The 17,703-nt window shown below is 72.4% G+C and carries 15 protein-coding genes; 11 read left to right on the top strand and 4 right to left on the bottom strand.

What is annotated here, in order from left to right:
* The first annotated feature begins 6 nt into the window (after positions 1 to 6).
* From D3272_RS06935 to D3272_RS06900, 8 genes are all read left to right on the top strand, one after another.
* Positions 7 to 378: a PAS domain-containing protein gene (locus D3272_RS06935; protein WP_207210152.1), complete on the top strand. Its 372-nt coding sequence runs from the start codon at positions 7 to 9 to the stop codon at positions 376 to 378.
* A gap of 11 nt (positions 379 to 389) precedes the next feature.
* The gene (locus D3272_RS06930) at positions 390 to 1,673 is read left to right on the top strand and encodes a sensor domain-containing diguanylate cyclase (protein WP_129218438.1); all 1,284 of its coding nucleotides are present in this window, start codon (positions 390 to 392) and stop codon (positions 1,671 to 1,673) included.
* Between the two features lie 17 nt (positions 1,674 to 1,690).
* On the top strand, positions 1,691 to 2,896 hold the full coding sequence (locus D3272_RS06925) for an AMP-binding protein (protein WP_165361261.1): 1,206 nt from the start codon (positions 1,691 to 1,693) through the stop codon (positions 2,894 to 2,896).
* Positions 2,897 to 3,185: 289 nt separating this feature from the next.
* Positions 3,186 to 4,124 (top strand): putative bifunctional diguanylate cyclase/phosphodiesterase, encoded by a 939-nt coding sequence (locus D3272_RS06920; RefSeq protein ID WP_129218436.1) that lies wholly within the window; start codon positions 3,186 to 3,188, stop codon positions 4,122 to 4,124.
* Entirely contained in the window at positions 4,121 to 5,368 is a 1,248-nt protein-coding gene (locus D3272_RS06915; RefSeq protein ID WP_129218435.1) for a GGDEF domain-containing protein, read from the top strand. The genes D3272_RS06920 and D3272_RS06915 overlap by 4 nt, the downstream gene beginning before the upstream one ends.
* A gap of 163 nt (positions 5,369 to 5,531) precedes the next feature.
* Positions 5,532 to 6,272: an OmpW/AlkL family protein gene (locus D3272_RS06910; protein WP_129218434.1), complete on the top strand. Its 741-nt coding sequence runs from the start codon at positions 5,532 to 5,534 to the stop codon at positions 6,270 to 6,272.
* Positions 6,273 to 6,671: 399 nt separating this feature from the next.
* Entirely contained in the window at positions 6,672 to 8,141 is a 1,470-nt protein-coding gene (locus tag D3272_RS06905; RefSeq protein WP_129218433.1) for an MFS transporter, read from the top strand.
* A gap of 7 nt (positions 8,142 to 8,148) precedes the next feature.
* Positions 8,149 to 9,372, top strand: coding sequence for a cytochrome P450 (locus D3272_RS06900; RefSeq protein WP_129218432.1), 1,224 nt, complete (start codon positions 8,149 to 8,151; stop codon positions 9,370 to 9,372).
* 50 nt (positions 9,373 to 9,422) lie between these two features.
* Here the strand turns inward: D3272_RS06900 and D3272_RS06895 are convergent, their stop codons facing one another.
* The 4 genes from D3272_RS06895 to D3272_RS06880 form a co-directional block, all read right to left on the bottom strand.
* Positions 9,423 to 10,193 (bottom strand): L-iditol 2-dehydrogenase, encoded by a 771-nt coding sequence (locus D3272_RS06895; RefSeq protein ID WP_129218431.1) that lies wholly within the window; start codon positions 10,191 to 10,193, stop codon positions 9,423 to 9,425.
* 142 nt (positions 10,194 to 10,335) lie between these two features.
* Positions 10,336 to 11,439: a catalase family protein gene (locus tag D3272_RS06890; protein WP_129218430.1), complete on the bottom strand. Its 1,104-nt coding sequence runs from the start codon at positions 11,437 to 11,439 to the stop codon at positions 10,336 to 10,338.
* Between the two features lie 34 nt (positions 11,440 to 11,473).
* Positions 11,474 to 12,541 carry a lysozyme inhibitor LprI family protein gene (locus tag D3272_RS06885; RefSeq protein ID WP_129218429.1) on the bottom strand — a complete coding sequence of 356 codons (1,068 nt, stop codon included), beginning with the start codon at positions 12,539 to 12,541 and terminating at the stop codon, positions 11,474 to 11,476.
* A gap of 7 nt (positions 12,542 to 12,548) precedes the next feature.
* Positions 12,549 to 13,355, bottom strand: a complete 807-nt coding sequence (locus tag D3272_RS06880) for a FadR/GntR family transcriptional regulator (RefSeq protein WP_129218428.1) — start codon at positions 13,353 to 13,355, stop codon at positions 12,549 to 12,551.
* A 150-nt stretch (positions 13,356 to 13,505) separates the two neighbouring features.
* Between D3272_RS06880 and D3272_RS06875 the strand changes: the two genes are divergently transcribed.
* From D3272_RS06875 to D3272_RS06865, 3 genes are all read left to right on the top strand, one after another.
* Positions 13,506 to 14,594 (top strand): HD domain-containing protein, encoded by a 1,089-nt coding sequence (locus tag D3272_RS06875; protein ID WP_165361260.1) that lies wholly within the window; start codon positions 13,506 to 13,508, stop codon positions 14,592 to 14,594.
* Complete coding sequence (locus D3272_RS06870; RefSeq protein ID WP_165361259.1) at positions 14,554 to 15,489, top strand: DUF294 nucleotidyltransferase-like domain-containing protein; 936 nt, start codon at positions 14,554 to 14,556, stop codon at positions 15,487 to 15,489. Before D3272_RS06875 ends, D3272_RS06870 begins: the two co-directional genes overlap by 41 nt.
* A gap of 151 nt (positions 15,490 to 15,640) precedes the next feature.
* Complete coding sequence (locus D3272_RS06865) at positions 15,641 to 17,464, top strand: methyl-accepting chemotaxis protein (protein ID WP_207210151.1); 1,824 nt, start codon at positions 15,641 to 15,643, stop codon at positions 17,462 to 17,464.
* Positions 17,465 to 17,703 lie beyond the last annotated feature (239 nt).

The following is a 17,703-nucleotide window of genomic DNA, read 5'->3' as shown; positions in this document are numbered from 1 at the left end:
TCGACCTTGCAAAGCGCCGCCATGCTCTCGTTCGACGCCATCGCCCTCGACACGCTCGCCGCGCTCGACGAGGAAGCGCTCGACACGTTGCCGTTCGGGGTCGTCGGGCTTTCGTCCGAGGGCAACGTCGAGGTCTACAACGCGACGGAGGCCAAGCTGGCCGGCCTGCCGCGCGACACCGTCGTCGGCACGCATTACTTCTCCGTGACGGCGCAATGCATGAACAACTTCATGGTCGCGCAGCGCCTCGAGGACGAAGCCGAGATCGACGCGACGATCGACTACGTGCTCACCTTGCGCATGCGCCCGACACCCGTGCGCCTGCGGCTGCTGAAGGCACGGCGAATGGAGCGTCGCTTCATTCTCATCGACCGCTGAGGGGGGCAGCCGTGGCGACCGACATCGAGACCGAAAACACAGCTCTGCTGCAGTTCCTCTATGCCTGCCCGGCTGGGCTCGTCGAGTTTTCGGCCGCCGGCGTCATCGGCATGATCAACCCGGCCGCCATGGGCCTCCTCCTGCCCATGGCCGGCCGTCCCTTCGTGGCCAACCTCTTCGATGTCTTCGAGGGCTGCGCCCCCGAGTTGCGCAACATGGTCCAACAGTTCGCGGCCCCGCAGGGCACGATCTGCGAGGGCCACCGCATCATCACGGGACGGGGCGCGCGGTCGAGCGTGCTGGCCTGCAGCGTTTCCAAGCTGACGGAGGACCGCTACGTCGCGACGCTGTCGGACGTGACCGAGCAGGTGGCCCGCGAGCGCCGCCTGAAACAGGCGGAAACCTGGTTCGCCTCGCTCCTCGACGGCATCGACGACGTCGCGGTCCTGTCCATCGACGCGACCGGGTGCATCGACGCCGCCATGCCCTCGGCGACCCGGCAGACCGGCTTCGCCGAAACGGAGCTGGTCGGGCGTTGCTTCGCCGCCTTCGACCGCCCCGACCGCGCTTCCGCGACGCTGCAGCCCGGCGAAGCCATCGCGGTGGCGCGACGGGACGGTTGGCATCTGCACGAGGGCTGGCACGCCCTGGCCGACGGAGGCCGCTACTGGTGCCAGCGGCTGATCGCCCTCCGCCACCCCTCCGACGGGGTCGCGCAAGGGTTCGCCATGATCCTCCGCGCGGTGACGCGCCAGCACCGCGACGCCGCCGACCTCAGGCGGATGCTGACCCGCGACCACCTCACCGGCGCCAGCAACCGCGCGCATTTCTTCGAGACGGCGGAGCGTCAGATCCTGCGATCGCTCCGGGACGGGACTCCGCTGGCGCTCGTGCTCCTCGACGTCGACCTGTTCAAGCGCGTCAACGACGAGCACGGGCATGCGGCCGGCGATGCCGTGCTGCGCGAGGTGGCGCGGCGCTGCGAGGCGGGGCTGCGCCCCGAGGACCTCTTCGCCCGCCTCGGCGGCGAGGAGTTCGTCGCGCTGATGCCGGAAGCGTCCCTCTCGGCGGCCTCCGTCGTCGCGGAACGCCTGCGCGCCTCGCTCGCCGCCCAGCAGATGGAGGCGGGCGGGATCCCGCTGCGCATCACGGCGAGCTTCGGATGCAGCGCCCTCGGCGGCGGCATCACCTCCCTGGCCGACCTGCTGGCGGCGGCCGACGGCGCGCTCTACGTGGCCAAGCGCACGGGCCGCGACCGGGTCGTCGCGTCCGACCCCGGTCAGGCGGCCGCCTGAACCGCCACCGAACCGCGATGCTGTCGCGCCGCGCCCTCTCGGCCGTTCTGCAGAGCCTGCTCGCCGCGGAGCTTCGGGTCGCCCGCGGCCGTGCGGGCTCTGACACGTCCCTGCCGCGCGGCCTGCCGCCCGCCTGGCCCGAGTCCATGCCGATCGGCACGGGGGCGGAGGGGCTCGGGTGCGATTCCTTGGACACGCTCTGGCTCGCCGCGGCGGTGAACGAGATGTTCCACCTCCACGAGGCCGGCTGCGACACCGACCTGCCCGCCGAAGCCACGTTCGGGGGCTGGATGGACCGGATCGAGGCCGGGTGGCGATCCGGCGTCGCCGCCCTCACGCTGACGACGTCGGGCACCACGGGGCAGCCGAAGCGATGCCGGCATGCGGGCGAAGCCCTGCTGACCGAAGCCGCATATCTCGGCCGGCTGTTCCGGGACAGGCGCCGCGTCGTGACCCTCGTGCCGGCCCACCACGCCTTCGGCCTCCTCTTCGCCGCGCTGCTGCCGGACGCGCTCGGCGTGCCGCATGTCGACGCGACCGGCTTCGGCGCCTCCGAGGTGGCCCGCACCCTCGCGCCGGGCGATCTCGTCGTCACGGTCCCCGAACGCTGGCTCTGGCTCGAGCGCTCGCTGCCGGGCTGGCCGGAGGACGTCGAGGGCGCGGTTTCGACCGCGCCCTGCCCGCCACCGCTGATCGCGGCGCTGCACGAGCGCGGGCTGGCGGGGATGACGGAAGTCTACGGCTCGTCCGAGACGGCCGGTGTGGCGGTGCGGCGCTGGCCGGAGGCGGCCTATACGCTCATGCCGCATTGGGATTTCGCCGCGCCGCTGGACGACGCGACGCCCGAGATCCTTCATCGCTCCGGCCGGCGCGCCGGGCTGCCGGACCGGATCCGCTCCCGCGAGGGGCGTCGGTTCTGCCTGGCGGGGCGACGGGACGGCGCCGTGCAGGTCGGCGGCATCAACGTCCACCCCGACCGCGTGGCGGAACGCCTGCGCGGACGCCCCGGCGTCCATGAGGCGGCGGTGAGGCTGATGCGCCCGGACGAGGGCACCCGCCTCAAGGCCTTCGTGGTCCCCGAGGCCGGAGCCGACGTCGCGGTCCTGCGGGACGACCTGTCCGGCTGGATCCGCGCCGAACTGCCGGTCGCCGAACGGCCAGTGGCCATCGCCTTCGGCCCTCGGCTGCCGACCGGCCCGCTGGGCAAGGCCTCGGACTGGTGACGCCGCCCGGCGGCCTCGGCCCCGGAAACGTCGCGTCCCCGACATCGCAAAACCACACATCCCGTTCGAGCGGAAGGCTGGATCCCCAGTGAGCGGGCGCGCGTCGGTCCGACGGGGCGCGACGGTCGGGTCCCACCGCGGCTGCCCGAGCGTCGACATCGATTCACGACGTTGAGTCTTGCCCCGTTCGACGGGCGTATTGCAACGGTCGGTTAAACCCGGGACTCTACAAGATCCGCAGCGGAGGGTTGCGGGTCATGCACAAAGGCCAAGACGTCGGGCGACGTCCATGAGGATCGCCGCACCAGCGCCGGCGCCCGGCGGGACGCGCTCGACGGTCGAGCGCGATGGCCCGACCCGGCGACCGCGGTTTCGCGTCGACGACCTGCGGCTCGCCCTGGATCGCGGCGAACTCATGCTGGCCTACCAACCCTTCGTCGACGCCGCGACGGGTGCCGTCACGGGCTTCGAGGCGCTCCTGCGGTGGCACCACGCGGCCCTGGGACCCGTATCGCCGGCCGACTTCGTGCCGGTGGCGGAACGCCATGGGCTGATCGGCGCCATGGGAACCTGGGTCCTCGACACGGCCTGCCGACAGGCCGCGACATGGCGCGGGGACTGCCGCGTGTCCGTCAACGTTTCGCCCGTCCAGCTGCGGCAACCCGGGCTCTTCGACCGGGTCGCGAGCGCCCTGGAGGCGAGCGGACTGCCGCCGCACCGGCTCGAACTCGAACTGACCGAGTCCGTCATGGTCAGCGACGTGGCCGCCGCGATCAACTGCATCCGCCGCATCCGCGCGCTCGGCGTCAACGTGGCGCTCGACGATTTCGGGACCGGCTATTCGTCGCTCGGCTATCTCCAGCGCTTCGTCTTCGACCGGCTCAAGATCGATCGCTCGTTCATCCAGGGCATCGATGAAAGCCAGGCCAACTGGGTCCTGGTGCGGGCGATGCACGACATCGCACGCGGCCTCGGGATGGCCGTCACGGCCGAGGGGGTCGAGACCGAGGCTGCCGTCGCGCTGCTGCGTGGGATCGGCTGCGATGAGCTGCAAGGCTTCCTCTTCAGCCGGCCCGTCGACGCCGCGGCGGTGCGTCGGCTGCTGGCGGACCCGACATGGGACCGGGGATCGGCCCGGGCCGCGACGGCCTGCGGGCCCGTGACGGCGCCGGTCGAGCGCGAGGCCCGGGCCGGCCGAGCCTGCCTGGCCCTGGGAGGTCAGGGATGACGGCGCTCGACTTCCACACCCTTGGGGTCGCCAGCATCTGCAGCCGCCTCGCCTTCGTCAGCGTGTTCCTGGTGACCCTGCTGCGGCAGCCGAAGGAAACCTATTTCGCGGTGTGGGCCGGCGCGCTCGTCTGCTCGCTGATCGCCTCGGTGCTCATGCTGGGCAGCCCTTCGGCCGTGCCGCTGCGGGTCGGCCTGGGCACGATCGTCTACACGCTCTACGGCTCGAGCCTGGCGCTGTCCTGGTGTGGCCTGCGCATCTTCCACGAAAGGTCCATCGCCGTCCGTGCCATGGCCGGGCTGAGCCTGTGTCCCGGCCTTCTGTACGGCCTGTTGCTGCATCTGAAGTTCTCGGTGGCGTGGGCGCTGTCCGGGGAGTTGGTCATCATGGCCTTCACGGCGGGCCTCTGCGTCTTCGAGATCCTCAAGCCCACGTCCCAGATGCGTCTGTGGACGCAATACCTGGTGGCATTCGGCTTCTGCCTCTATGCGACCGCCTTCGTCGCATCGATCGGCCTGGCCCATGTCGCGGGAGAGCGCCTGGCCTCGCCGGAATCCGCCGTCTACGCGATGCTCTTCGACCAGTGGTGCGGAGTCCTCATCCAGGTCGGCTATCTGGCGATGGTCGGCGAACGGGCGAACGCGAGGGTCGCCGGCCTGGCGGCGACCGACCCGCTCACCGGGCTGGCGAACCGCCGGGGCCTGTTCGCGGCCGTGGCGCGCCGGGCCGGCCCTCCCTGCGGCGCGATCCTGCTGATCGACATCGACCACTTCAAGTCCATCAACGACACCTACGGCCACGACGGCGGCGACGCGGTGCTGGCCGGTTTCCCCGCGCGGCTTCGCGGCATCATGCGCCAGGACGACGTCATGGCGCGCTGGGGCGGCGAAGAGTTCCTGGCCTTGCTGGACCGGGCCGACGTCGACACGGCGGTCGACATCGCCGAACGGCTCTGCCTGGCGGTGAGCGGGAGCCCCTTCGTCCTCGGCGGCGCGGACGTCACCGTCACGGCCAGCATCGGGGTCTCGGTCGTGGCAGAGGGGGATGCCCGGATCGACGCCGCCCTGGCCCGGGCCGATACGGCCCTCTACGCCGCGAAGCGGAACGGCCGCAATCAGGTCAGGGTGGGCTGGCTTCCCGTGCCGCGCAAGCCCGGGTCCGACACGCCGCCGGGCGTTCCGGCGGCCCGCGACGGCGAGGCGGTCGAGACGGCCGCGGCCTCGATCCTGTGGCATCCCACCTGAAGCACCGCGCGCCGCTCAAGCGCTTCCGCCTTCGGCGGATCCGCTCCAGCTCCGGATCGCGAGCGATCGCCACGCCGCGGCACTGACCCCATCGCCGCGCCCGCCCCCCGAGGCAGCGTCTCTTTTCCGTCGGCCCGAAATGGCCATGACCGTCGAGGATCCCATGGTTCACATCGAACGACGCAGCAGAACGCGACGCGGCGACCTGTGCCGGACCGCGCTCATCGCCTGCGCCATCGCCCTGCCCTCGTCCGGGGGGGCGGCCGATCTCCCCGCACCCTCGCCCGCCCGCTCGCCCGCGGCCGTCGCGCCGCAACCCGCGGCGCCGCCGCTCGAGGGCGGGCTGACGGCGGGGAGCTTCCTGGTGCGCGGCAGGATCATCGGCGCCATACCGGTCGACCAGCGGTCCCGGATCGACCTGATCGGAGGGCGGATCGTCACGCCGGCGCGGGCCCTGCCGGACCTCGACGTCTCCTATTTCATGACCGACCATTTCGCCGTCGCGGCGCAGTTCGGCATCGTGCCGACGCGGACGTCCATCCGGAACTCGCTCCTGGGCAACTTCCCGGTCGGGACCGTCTGGAGTGCCTCGACGACGGCTGCGCTGCAGTACCACCTGCTCCCGTTGTCGACCTTCAACCCTTACGTCGGCGTTGGCGTCGGCGCGACGGTGCCGTTGGCCTACCAGCCGGCGCGGCCCCTCGTCACGGCGATCAAATCCGATCCGCAGGTCGGGCCCATGATCCAGGTCGGACTCGACTATCATCTCGGCGGCAACTGGTACGCCAATGCCGAACTGAAGCAGATCTTCCTGCCGGTCCAGGTCGCCCACGTCGGGCCGGTCTCCGCCACGGTGAAGCTCGACATGCTGATCGTGGGCGCGGGCCTGGGCTACCGCTTCTGACGCCTGCCGGCCCGACGTCGGGACGAGGCCACCCGGCGGCGCGGCATCGCTCGCGGCATCGCCAGCCGCCCGCCCGTCGACGCCGCCCCGCTCGGGCTCGGGCGGTTTCGAAGGGGAGCCCTAATTTTCCGTTACGGCAGCCCCGGCCGCAGCGCATGGCCGCCATCGGGAACCGGCACTGTTCGCCGAACATGAGCGACCTATAAGAGTGACAGGACCGCCGAACCACGTCCCTCACCGCAGATCGAGAGACTGCGCCCGCGCGCGGCAAACGGGGAGCCCAGGTCAGACATCGCGACGCGGCATCGCCCGGCCCGGACGGGCGCGCCACGAGCCCGATGTCTGACCTGGGGACCTCATCACGCGGACGAGCCCCCCGGTCGCCGACCGCACGAGTCCATGACCGCTGCCACGCTGCCGGCCTCCCAGCCGCTGAACTTCCGCTTCATCGCCCTGATCGTGGCGAGCGCGATGTTCATGGAACAGCTCGACGCCACGATCCTGGCCACCGCCCTGCCCACCATGGCGCGAGACTTCGGCGTGGCCGCGCCCAGCATGAGCATCGCGCTCACCTCCTACCTCCTGTCCCTGGCGATCTTCATCCCGGCCAGCGGCAAGGTGGCGGACAAATACGGGGCCCGCACGGTCTTCGCCGCCGCCATCGCGGTCTTCATGCTGGGCTCGGCCCTCTGCGCCCAGGCGCCCAACCTGCCGCTCTTCGTCCTGGCCCGGGCCTTCCAGGGGCTCGGCGGCGCCATGATGATGCCGGTGGGCCGGCTGGTCCTGCTGCGCTCCGTCGAGCGGCGGGACCTCGTGTCGGCCATGTCCTGGCTGCTGGTGCCGGCCATGATCGGCCCCATCGTGGGGCCGCCGGTGGGGGGCTTCATCGTCACCTTCCTCGACTGGCGCTGGATCTTCTACATCAACATCCCGATCGGCCTGCTCGGCCTCGGCCTCGTGCTGCGCTTCATCGAGAACACCCACGGCGACGCGGTCGGGCCCTTCGACTGGTCCGGCATGGCGCTGTCGGGGATCGCGCTCGGCTGCCTGTTCTTCGGCTTCGAGCTCGCCAGCCACCCGGACCTCGCGCCGTTGGTCGGGCTGCTGCTGGCGGTCGGCTTCGGCTTCGGCCTGCTCTACGTGCGTCACGCCCGGCGCACCGCCGACCCCATCATGGACCTGTCGCTGATGCGGCTGCCGTCCTTCGGCACCTCGGTCATCGCGGGCTCGCTGACCCGCATCACCCAGGGCGCGCAGCCGTTCCTGCTGCCGCTGATGCTGCAGCTCGACTTCGGCCTCACGGCGGCGCAGAGCGGCGGCGTCGTCGTCGCCACCGCGCTCGGCTCCATGTCGATGAAGGCCTTCGCGCCCGGCCTGCTGCGGCGGTTCGGCTTCCGCTCGAGCCTCATCGTCAACGGCGTCGTGGCGAGCTGCGGCTACGCCTGCTGCGCGGCCTTCCGGCCGGGCCTGCCCTTTCCGGCCATGTTCGCCATCCTGATGCTGTGCGGCTTCTTCATGTCGTTCCAGTTCACCGCCTACAACACGGTGGCGTACGACGCCGTGCCGCCCGCCCGCATGAGTTCGGCCACGAGCTTCTACACGACGTTCCAGCAGCTGATGCTGTCGGTCGGCATCTGCACGGCGGCCCTGGCGCTCGAGGGCTCGATGGTGCTGCGCGACCATGCCCATCCGCAGCTCGGCGACTTCTCGGTCGCCTTCCTGGTCGTGACCGGCATCTCGCTGTCGGCCACGATCTGGAACCTGCGCTTCTCCCCGAAGGCCGGGGCCGAGATCAGCGGCCACCGCCGGCCCCGTCCGGTGACGGCGGCGGCGCTGAACGACGGCTACGACCGTACCGAATCGGCCTGAGACGGGGATGAGCCTCCCGCCGGGCCTCGCCGTCGATGCCGCGCGGCGGCGCGTGCGGCTGTCGCCGACGGATCCCGCCTTCGTGCAGGACCCCTACGGCGCCTATGCCGCCATGCGGGACGTCGGCCCGGTCTTCTTCTGGGAAGACTACGGCCACTGGTGCTGCGCCGACGCCGACGGCGTCGAGGCGCTGTTCCGCGACCGGCGCTTCGGGCGCGAGGCGCCGGGCGGCGCCCCGCCCGTCCCCGCCCACGTGAAGCCGTTCCACGACCTCGACGCCCTGTCGATGCTGGAGCGCGAGCCGCCCGCCCACACGCGGCTGCGGCGGCTCGTCAACCGGGCCTTCGTGTCGCGCGCCATCGCAGGCCTGCGCCCGCGCGTGGCGGCCCTGGCCGGGCAGCTCGCCGACGGCCTCGCCGCCGCCCCGCCCGGGCCCGTCGACCTCCTGCCGGCCTTCGCCGAGCCGATCCCGGTGTCGGTCATCGCCGAGCTCCTGGGCGTGCCGGCCGCGGACGCGCCCCGCCTGCTCGGCTGGTCGCACGCCATGGTGGCGATGTATCGCCCCGCCAGGACGCGCGCCGACGAGGACGCCGCCGTCGCCGCCACGCGGGACTTCTCGGCCTATCTCGGCGCCCATCTGGCGGCGCGGCGACGGGCCCCGCGGGACGACCTCCTGACGCTGCTGGCGACGGCGGGCGACGCCATCTCCGAGGACGAGGCCGTCGCCAATGCCGTGCTGCTGCTCAATGCCGGCCACGAGGCCACGGTCCACGCCATCGGCAACGGGGTCGCCGCCATCCTGGCGAGCGGCCTCGATCCGGCGGCGCTGGTGCGGGTGCCGGAGGCGACGAGCGCCACCGTCGAGGAGGTGCTGCGCTTCGAGCCGCCGCTGCACCTCTTCACGCGTTTCGCGCTGGAGCCCGCCACGGTGGGCGGCGTCGACCTCGCGGCCGGGGACCGCATCGGCCTTCTCATCGGCGCCGCCAACCGCGACCCGGCCCGCTGGCCGGACCCCGACCGCTTCGACCCGGCGCGGCCCGCCGCCCCGCATACCGCCTTCGGCGGCGGGCTGCATTTCTGCCTCGGTGCCCCGCTGGCGCGCCTGGAGCTGGAGATCGCCCTGCCGGTGCTGTTCGGCCGCTTCCCCCGGCTCCGCCTCGCCGGACCGCCCCGCTTCGCCGACCGCTACCACTTCCGCGGCCTCGCGGCGCTGCCCGTGACCCTCACCTGAGAACCCGTGGCCATGCCACCTTCCCGGACGCGGAGAGCGATGTCCCCGCCTCAGCTCAGCACGTTGCCGCCGTCGACGTTGAGCGTCTGGCCCACCACGTATTCGGCGTCGTCCGAGGCGAGGAAGACGGCGGCGCCGGCGATCTCCCGGGCGACGCCCATGCGGCCGTAGGGCACGGCGGCCCCGACCTGTCGCTTCTTCTCGCCGACCGGGAGCCCGTCGAGCTTCGCATGGAGCGCGTCGACGTGGTCCCACATGGGCGTGTCGATGACGCCCGGCGCGATGGCGTTGACCCGCACTCCATCCTTGACCAGCGCGAGCGCGGCCGACTGCGTCAGGCTGATCACGGTCGCCTTGGTGGCGGCATAGACGGCCGACTGCGCTTCGCCGCGCCGTCCGGCCTGGGACGCCATGTTGATGATCGCGCCGCGTCGGCCGGCCGCCACCATCCGGCGCGCCGCGGCCTGCATGGTGAAGAACAGGCCCCTGACGTTGATGGCGAAGAGCCGGTCGAAGCTGTCGGGATCGACCGCCAGCAACGGCTGCAGGTCGTAGACGGCCGCGTTGTTGACCAGGATGTCCAGCGGGCCGACGCGGCTTTCGGCGGCCTCCAGGAGGGCCTCGACCGCCGGGATGGAGGCCACGTCCACGGCGAAGCCGAAGGCCGCGGGACCGAGCCTCGCCGCCACGGCCTCAGCCGCCGCGAGCGACCGGTCCGCCACGATCACCCGCGCCCCTTCGGCGACGTAGCGCTCGGCGATGGCGGCGCCGATGCCTCCGGCCCCGCCCGTCACCAGGGCCACCTTCCCACGCAGTCTCATGACGTCCTCCCGTGTCGCGGCCGTGCGGCCCACGCGGGAAAGCCTATGCGCGAGGCGCTGCGGACGGCAACGGCCGGGACGGCCCGATGGACCGCGAAGCCGGCGCGCATCGGCACGGTGCCGCCCTCCGAACCGATGCGCCTCAGTTCGGGATGTCGGCAAGGCTCTTCGGCTCGACCTGCGGGCTGCCGTTCTGCCGCTGGCGGAAGGCGTAGAGCGCCGGATAGGTGCGCAGGCGCGCCCGCATCAGCGAGCCGAGGGGCCGATGCGCGGCGAGGCTGTGGCCCGGCCGGAACGACAGGACGTCGTCCATGAAGAGGCGCCGGGCGTCGCTCAGGGCGTCCTGGGGCGGCAGTGTCAGGCGGGCGACGGGGCGATACGGGCTCTCGTCCTCCGGCCACGGCACGGAGGCGTCCTCGACCGGCATCGTGCCGAGGTCCGTGCAGAGCTGCACGCGGATCTCGAAGACGGCGGGCCGGTCCCGGAAATACGCCACCGTGGCGTCCCGGAACACGTCGGGGTTGCCGTGGAGGTCCATCGCGTCGCGGCCGAGCGCGTCCTGCTCGGGCGCGACCGGCACTGCAACGATCTTGGCGACGTAGTCGCCGTAGCGCAGCGCCGCCTGCGAGTAGTAGCAGTCGGTCAGGGGATGGCGCGGCGTGTGGCCGAAGAAGTCCATCAGCGGGCTGTCGCTGCCCGTGACGGCTTTCACGACCGTGTTGATGACGCCCGACGTGGCCGAGACCGCGCTCTTCACGGCATCCGGCATGGTCCCGCCGGCACCGGCTTCGAGCCCCCTCATGGCGGTGAGGAAGCTGGCGGCATCGCCGTTGGGGAACACCGGGCCGGTGGCGAGCACGAAGTCCTGCGTGGTGTCCGTGTGGCCCGGCAGCCGGTCCCCGTCGACGCCGAACAGCTTGACGGCCAGGCCGCGATGGGTGTGGACGCTGTCGGGCAGGTGTTCGCCCGGCCCCTGCGCCATCCGCACCGCCACGTCGTAGCTGCGCGGGGTCGCGAAGACGCCCTGTCGCAACTCGGGCGGCAGGCCGTCGAGCACGCGCAATTCGCCCTTGAGGAAGGCCGAGGCCTTGGCGTGCGAGGCCCGCACCGTGTGGTGCTGGCGGGCCGCGACCTTCTCGCTCTCGTGCGTCATGGAGGCGATGATGGCGTCGATCGTGGCGTCCTCCCCGGCGGGCACCTGCTCGATGGCGTCGCTGTAGCGGATGTAGGAGACCGGGCTCGGCATGGGGTCTGCTCCTCGACGGGCATCAGGGGTGGGTTCAGTCGGTCGCCGCCGGGATGTCGGCGAGCTGCGCGGTGCGGTCCCGCGTCAGGCGGGCCAGCAGGGCGTCGGGTGGCAGCGCGGGGTAGCGGAGCCTGGCGAAGGCCAGCCAGGCGTCGCGGTAGCGCAGCCAGGCCCGCTCCGTCGCGGCGAGGCCGGCGGCCGTCAGCGTCGTGTCGCGGGCCAGGGCCGGCGCCTTGGCCAGCAGCGCCCGGTACCCGGCGTTGAGCGCCGCATCGGCGGCCTTGGCGTCGTCGGCCGAGGCCGGGGCGATGCGGCCCGCCTCGGCATCGGCGAGGAGCCGGGCGAAGGCCCCCTCGGCCTTCTCCTCGGCGGCGACCACGAAGGCGCCCCGGCCGGTGCCCGACTGGTCGACCTCGTTCTGGCCGCGCGCGTCGACGAAAGCCGCCGCGGCCTTCTGCAGCGGCACGACGGCGGCCCTTTCGGCCGCCGTCCACCGGACCGAAAGGGCCGCGAAGGCGCGGGCCCGGCCGTCCCGGGCGATCAGCTGGTCGTGGTCGGCGCAGACGCCCTGCAGCAGGCCGCTGGTGGCGTCGTCGCAGAGGCTGAAGTCCGTGCCGGTCCAGCCCTCGGCCTTCAGCTTGGCGAGGTGGAGCACGCGGCCGTCGATCTCGGCCGGCGCGCCGCCGGCGCGGCAGGCGAGCGCGGTGGCGAGGTCGAGGTCGCGCGCGGCGCCGCGGCCGTTGGCGTAGACCGTCATCAGCATGCGGTCGCCCGTGAAGCCGAAGTCGGTCACCTGCGGGTCCGCCGACCGGTTCTCCACGACGGCGCAGAGCCGCGCGGCCTTCGGGTCGGCGGGCCGCCCGATGCCGTAGTAGAGCGCCTGGGACGAGCAATCGGCGAGGCCCGCGGCCTCGGCCGGCGTCGGCAGGTCGCCGGCCGGCAGCGTGGCGGCTCCGAGCTTGCGGCAGATCGCCCGGGACGGCGCGTAGGCGGGGGCCCTGGCATCGGGCACGTCGGCCCAGTTCGTTTCCCGCGCCCCGGCGGCACCGGCGGCGACCGGGCCGAGGAGCACGAGCGGGATCAGGGACAGGGCGAGGCGCATGGGGCGGTCACACGGCGCCGAGGTCTTGCTCGGTGTTGTCGAGCACGGCGTTCATGGCGGCCCGGGCCCCGGCGCCGTCGCGCCGCCGCAGGGCGTCCAGCACGGCGCGATGCGCCGCCACGGAGCGGGCCTGGTCGGTCGTGATGCTGTTGGTGGCCCGCAGCGAAGCCCGCAGCGCCGCCGCGATGGTCGCCACGAGCCCGTCCAGCACCACGTTGCGGGATGCCGCGATGATGCCGCCGTGGAAGGCGAGGTCGGCCTCGCAGCAGGCTTCGAGGTCGCGGGGCGCGGCATCCGCCATGGCGTCGAGCGAGGCCGCGAGGGCGGCGAAATCCTCCGCCGTGGCACGGAGGGCGGCGAGTTCGGCCGCCGCCGGCTCGATGATGCGGCGCGTTTCCAGCAGGCCCGCCATGAGGGGCCGGTCGTGCAGGATGTCGGGGTGCCAGGCCAGCAGGTCCGGGTCGAGCATGTGCCAGTCGGCGCGGGGGCGGATGCGGGCGCCGACGCGCTGGCGGCTTTCGATCAGCCCCTTGGCGGCCAGCGTCTTCACGGCTTCCCGCACGGAGGAGCGGCTCACCGCGAAGCGGGCCGCCAGCAGGTCCTCGTTGGGCAGGGCGTCACCGGGGGCCACGGCGCCGCCCAGGACGTCGCGCGCGAGCGTGCCGACGATCTGGCCGTGGATGCGGGCGCCGGACGGCTTGGACGGGCTGATCGCTCTCTCCCCGGGGTTCGGTGCCGGACGGCCCGGCCTGCGGCGCGGCGGGCCTGTCGACCCACCCGGGACTTTCGACCCACCATGGCGTTCTGGCGCCATCCTCGACGGAGCGCAAGCGCCGGGCGGTGGCGAGGCAGCGGTTGAGGCAGCGGTCGAGGCAGCGGTGGAGGGCGCCCCGCACGGGCTGTCGCGATCCGGCGGCTTCCGCTAAGAGGGGCGACCCATCGGCCAGCGGGAAGGCGGCAGAGCGTGACGTCAGAGGGGAACGGGCGGCCACACTACAACTTCAAGGCGCCGCTCGACGCCGCGGCCGCGGCCAGCACCGATCCGCTCCTGTCCAGCCTGATCGCCACCCCGGCCTTCGCGCGCCTCAGCAACGTGCGCTTCCTCGGCGGCATCGACTATGCCCGCATCCCGGCGCCCAACGGCAGGCCGGGAAGCCGGCGCTACACCCGCTACCAGCACAGCCTGGGCGTGGCCCGGCTGGCGCTGCTCTACGCCGACCTGCGCGGGCTCCCCCCGCAGGACCGCAGGCTGATCGGCGCCGCCGCCCTGCTGCACGACATCGGCCACGCCCCGCTGTCCCACTCGCTCGAACCCGTCTTCAAGGAGCATTTCGGGATCGACCACCACGCCGCCACGGCCGACATCCTCCACGGCCGCGTGCCGCTCGGCCAGGACGTCAACGGGCTGCTGGTACGGGCGGGGCTCGACGTGGGGCGGCTCGCCGCCGTGATCGACGGCGAGGACCCGGGCCACGAGGGGTTCTTCGGCGGCCCCATCAACTTCGACACGATCGAGGGCATCCTGCGCTCCCACACCTACGAGCGGCCGGCGCCCCGCCTCAGCCCCGAGACCGTCATGCTGGCGGCGGTGCGGCGGCGCGACACGGCGGACCGCGACACGGTGGACGAGTTCTGGCGCTGCAAGGACATGGTCTACGGCGTCATCATCAATTCCGAGAAGGGCATGCTGGCCGACGCCGTGTGCCAGGACGCCATGCGCCGCGCCATCGGCCGCTTCTCGCGCGCCGACTACTTCATCACCGAGCGCCGGCTCTTCGCCAAGCTGCCGGAGCTGCGGGCCCTGCTGACGGCGCCCCACTTCGAGCGGGAAGCCCGCCGCGCCCTGACGGCGCCGCTCCGGGCCCGCACCCGGCGTTTCTTCACCGACCCGGACAGCGATTTCTTCGCGCGCCACGACAAGGCCCGCTACCGCCAGCAGCGCTCCGAGCGCATCCTGGAGGTGAGCGACCTGACCGATGAGCGCATCGAGGAGTTGCGACAGGACCTGTTCAATGACGCACGCGGCGATCGCGAAGGCCAGGACCTATTCTGACCGCAAGCTCGGCGAGCTGAAGGTCCTCGTGGAGGGCGCCGTGCCGCGCGATGCCGTGGTGGTGGCCTGCGGGTCCTTCGCCCGGCGGGAAGCCTGCGCGGCCTCGGACCTCGACTATTTCATCATCCGCGGCGAGGACGACGACGCGGCCGATCCCGCCTGGGCGGCGACGCTGCACGCGGTGCTGAAGGGCGCCGTGCCGGTGGAAGCCGCGCGCGGCGGCCCCTTCGCCGCCATCGAGCACCTGCCCGACATGGTGCGCAACATGGGCGGGCAGGACGACACCAACCAGCGGCTGACGCGCCGCATGCTGTTCCTGCTCGAAGGCGAGCCCCTGAGCGAGGCCGCCGGCTTCCATGCGGCACGGCGCATCCTGCTCGAACGCTACATCGCGCCGCGCGTCGGCGACGGCATGCTGCCGCTGTTCCTGCTCAACGACCTCATCCGCTACTACCGCACCATCGCGGTCGACTACGAGTTCAAGACCGGGGAAGCCGACAAGCCCTGGGGCCTGCGCAACCTCAAGCTCGTCTTCTCCCGCAAGCTCCTCTACGCCAGCGGGCTCTTCGCGCTCGGCGCCACGCGCGAGGGCGCCGCGGCCGACAAGGTGGCGCGGCTCCAGGCGCTGCTGGGCCTGACGCCGCTCGACCGCATGGCGGCGATCTGCGGCGCCGCGGCCGTCGGCCCCATCTACGACGCCTACGACCATTTCCTCGCCCGCCTGGCGAAGCCCGGCGTGCGGCGCCACCTGGAACGCCTGACGCGCCGGGACCGCGACGACCCCGTGTTCCGCGACCTCAAGGACGCCGGCTACGGCTTCACCCGCGACCTCGCCGCCCTGTTCGAGACCACCTTCGACCACGACCACCCGATCCGCCGCGCCATCCTGTTCTGACGCGGCCGCCCGCCACGGGACCGCCGCGACGGCGAGGCACCGGCCCCTGTCGGGGACGCCGACCCTTCACGCCAATTTAACCGGAATGGCCCCACTCCATTCAACCATGCATCGTGATGTCGGCGCAGGCCGGCGATGGATGGGCGTTCGGATGAGACTCACGGTTTCGCAGACGATGATCCTGTTCGGAGCGCTCACCTGCGCCAGCATGCTGGCGCTCGTGGGGCTGAGCTGGACGGCGCTGGCGCAGTTGGAGGTGAACGGCCCGCTCTACGACAAGATCGTCTCCGGCAAGGACCTGATCGGCGACATCCTCCCTCCCCCCGAATACATCATCGAGGCCTATCTCGAGGCCAACCTCGCGGCGCGGGACGTCGCCCGGGCGGCCCAGCACAAGGCCCGCATCGACGCCTTGCACGGCGAATACGACGCCCGTCACGACCATTGGGCGAAGGCCGACCTTCCCGCCGACATCGCCCGGGACCTCACGGTGACGTCGCATGCGAAGGTGCAGGCCTTCTGGCGATTGCTCGACGGGCAGCTGTTCCCGGCGATCGCGCGCCGCGACGGGGCCGCCGTGTCGACCGCCTTGGACGAGATGGCGACGACCTACGGCGAGCACCGCGAGATCATCGACAGGATCGTGGCGGCGACGACGGCCGCCAACGCGGCCGACGAGGCCCAGGCCGCCGTCTACGTCGACCGCTACAGGCTGGCCCTGGCCGTCGGCAGCCTCGCGGCGGTCGGCCTCGTCCTGTTCGGGCTCGCCGTCGTGGCCCGCCGCGTCACCCGCCCGCTTCTCGCCATGGCGCGGCACATGGCGGCCATGGCGGCCGGCGACGACGGCGCGCCCACGCCGTCGCTGGAGCGCCGCGACGAACTCGGCGCCATGGCGGGCGCGGTCGAAACCTTCAAGGCGGCGGCCCGCGGCAGGGCCTCGCTGCAGGCCGAGGCGGCACGGGTGCGGGACGATGCCGATGCCGCGCGCACGCGGGCCGAGGCGGATCGCGCGACCGCCGCCGCGGACCTCGCCGAGGTCGTCGAGGGCATCGGCCGGGGCCTCGACCAGCTCGCCACCGGCGCCCTCACGTTCCGGCTCGAGCGCAGCTTCGCGCGGGACTACGAGCGGCTGCGCGTCGACTTCAACGACGCCATGGCGAGACTGGCCGACACGCTGACCGTGGTGGCGACGAACACGTCGGCGATCCGCACCGGCACGGGCGACATCTCCACGGCGGCCGAGAACCTGTCCCGCCGCACCGAGCAGCAGGCGGCGAGCCTGGAAGAAACCGCCGCGGCGCTGGGCGAGGTCACCGCCACGGTCCGCAGGACGAGCCTGAGCGCCGCCCAGGCGCGGGACGTCGTCGGCGTCGCCAAGGCCGACGCGGAATCCTCCGCCCTCGTCGTGCGGCGCGCCGTCGAAGCCATGAGCGGGATCGAACACGCCTCGGACCAGATCACCCGGATCATCGGCGTCATCGACGAGATCGCGTTCCAGACCAACCTGCTCGCCCTCAACGCCGGCGTGGAGGCGGCGCGGGCCGGCGAGGCGGGGCGTGGCTTCGCCGTCGTGGCGTCGGAGGTGCGGGCCCTGGCGCAGCGCTCCGCCGAGGCCGCCAAGGAGATCAAGACCCTCGTTTCGGCCTCGGGCCGCCAGGTCGGGCTGGGCGTCGGCCTCGTCGGCGAAACCGGCCAGGCGCTGGGCCGCATCCTGGTCCAGGTCGCGGACCTCAGCACGATCGTGGGCGAGATCGCGGCCTCGGCGCAGGAACAAACCTCGGCGCTCGAGCAGATCAATACGGCCATCGACCAGATGGACCAGGCGACGCAGCAGAACGCCGCCATGGCGGGCGAGTCGACGGCGGCGAGCCAGGCCCTGGCGCGCGAGACCGAGGAACTCTCGGGCCTGGTGAACCGCTTCCAGCTCGGCAAGGTGCAGGCGCGCCCCGTCGCCCTGCTGAGGAGAGTCGGCTAGAGCAGATCGCGATCAGGTCGCGTCACCTGATCGCGTGAAGATGCTCGCAAAAACATGGCACGAGAGCAGCATCGGCTTTCTCCGAGTCGCCTTGGCGACTCTAAGCCGGTGAAACTGCTCTCGATTCGAAGCTGGAGCGAATTCGCCCAAGGCGAAAGCGCTCTAGAGTCTGTCAGGCACTTTTGGAACCATACCCTGTATGTCTGATGTAGGCGGCACATTCCTCGGGTGAGAACATG

The sequence above is a fragment of the Lichenibacterium ramalinae genome (assembly GCF_004137085.1).
Taxonomy (GTDB): domain Bacteria; phylum Pseudomonadota; class Alphaproteobacteria; order Rhizobiales; family Beijerinckiaceae; genus Lichenihabitans; species Lichenihabitans ramalinae.
The sequence above is the reverse complement of the archived record's forward strand: the minus strand, read 5'-3'. Positions and strand labels throughout refer to the sequence as shown.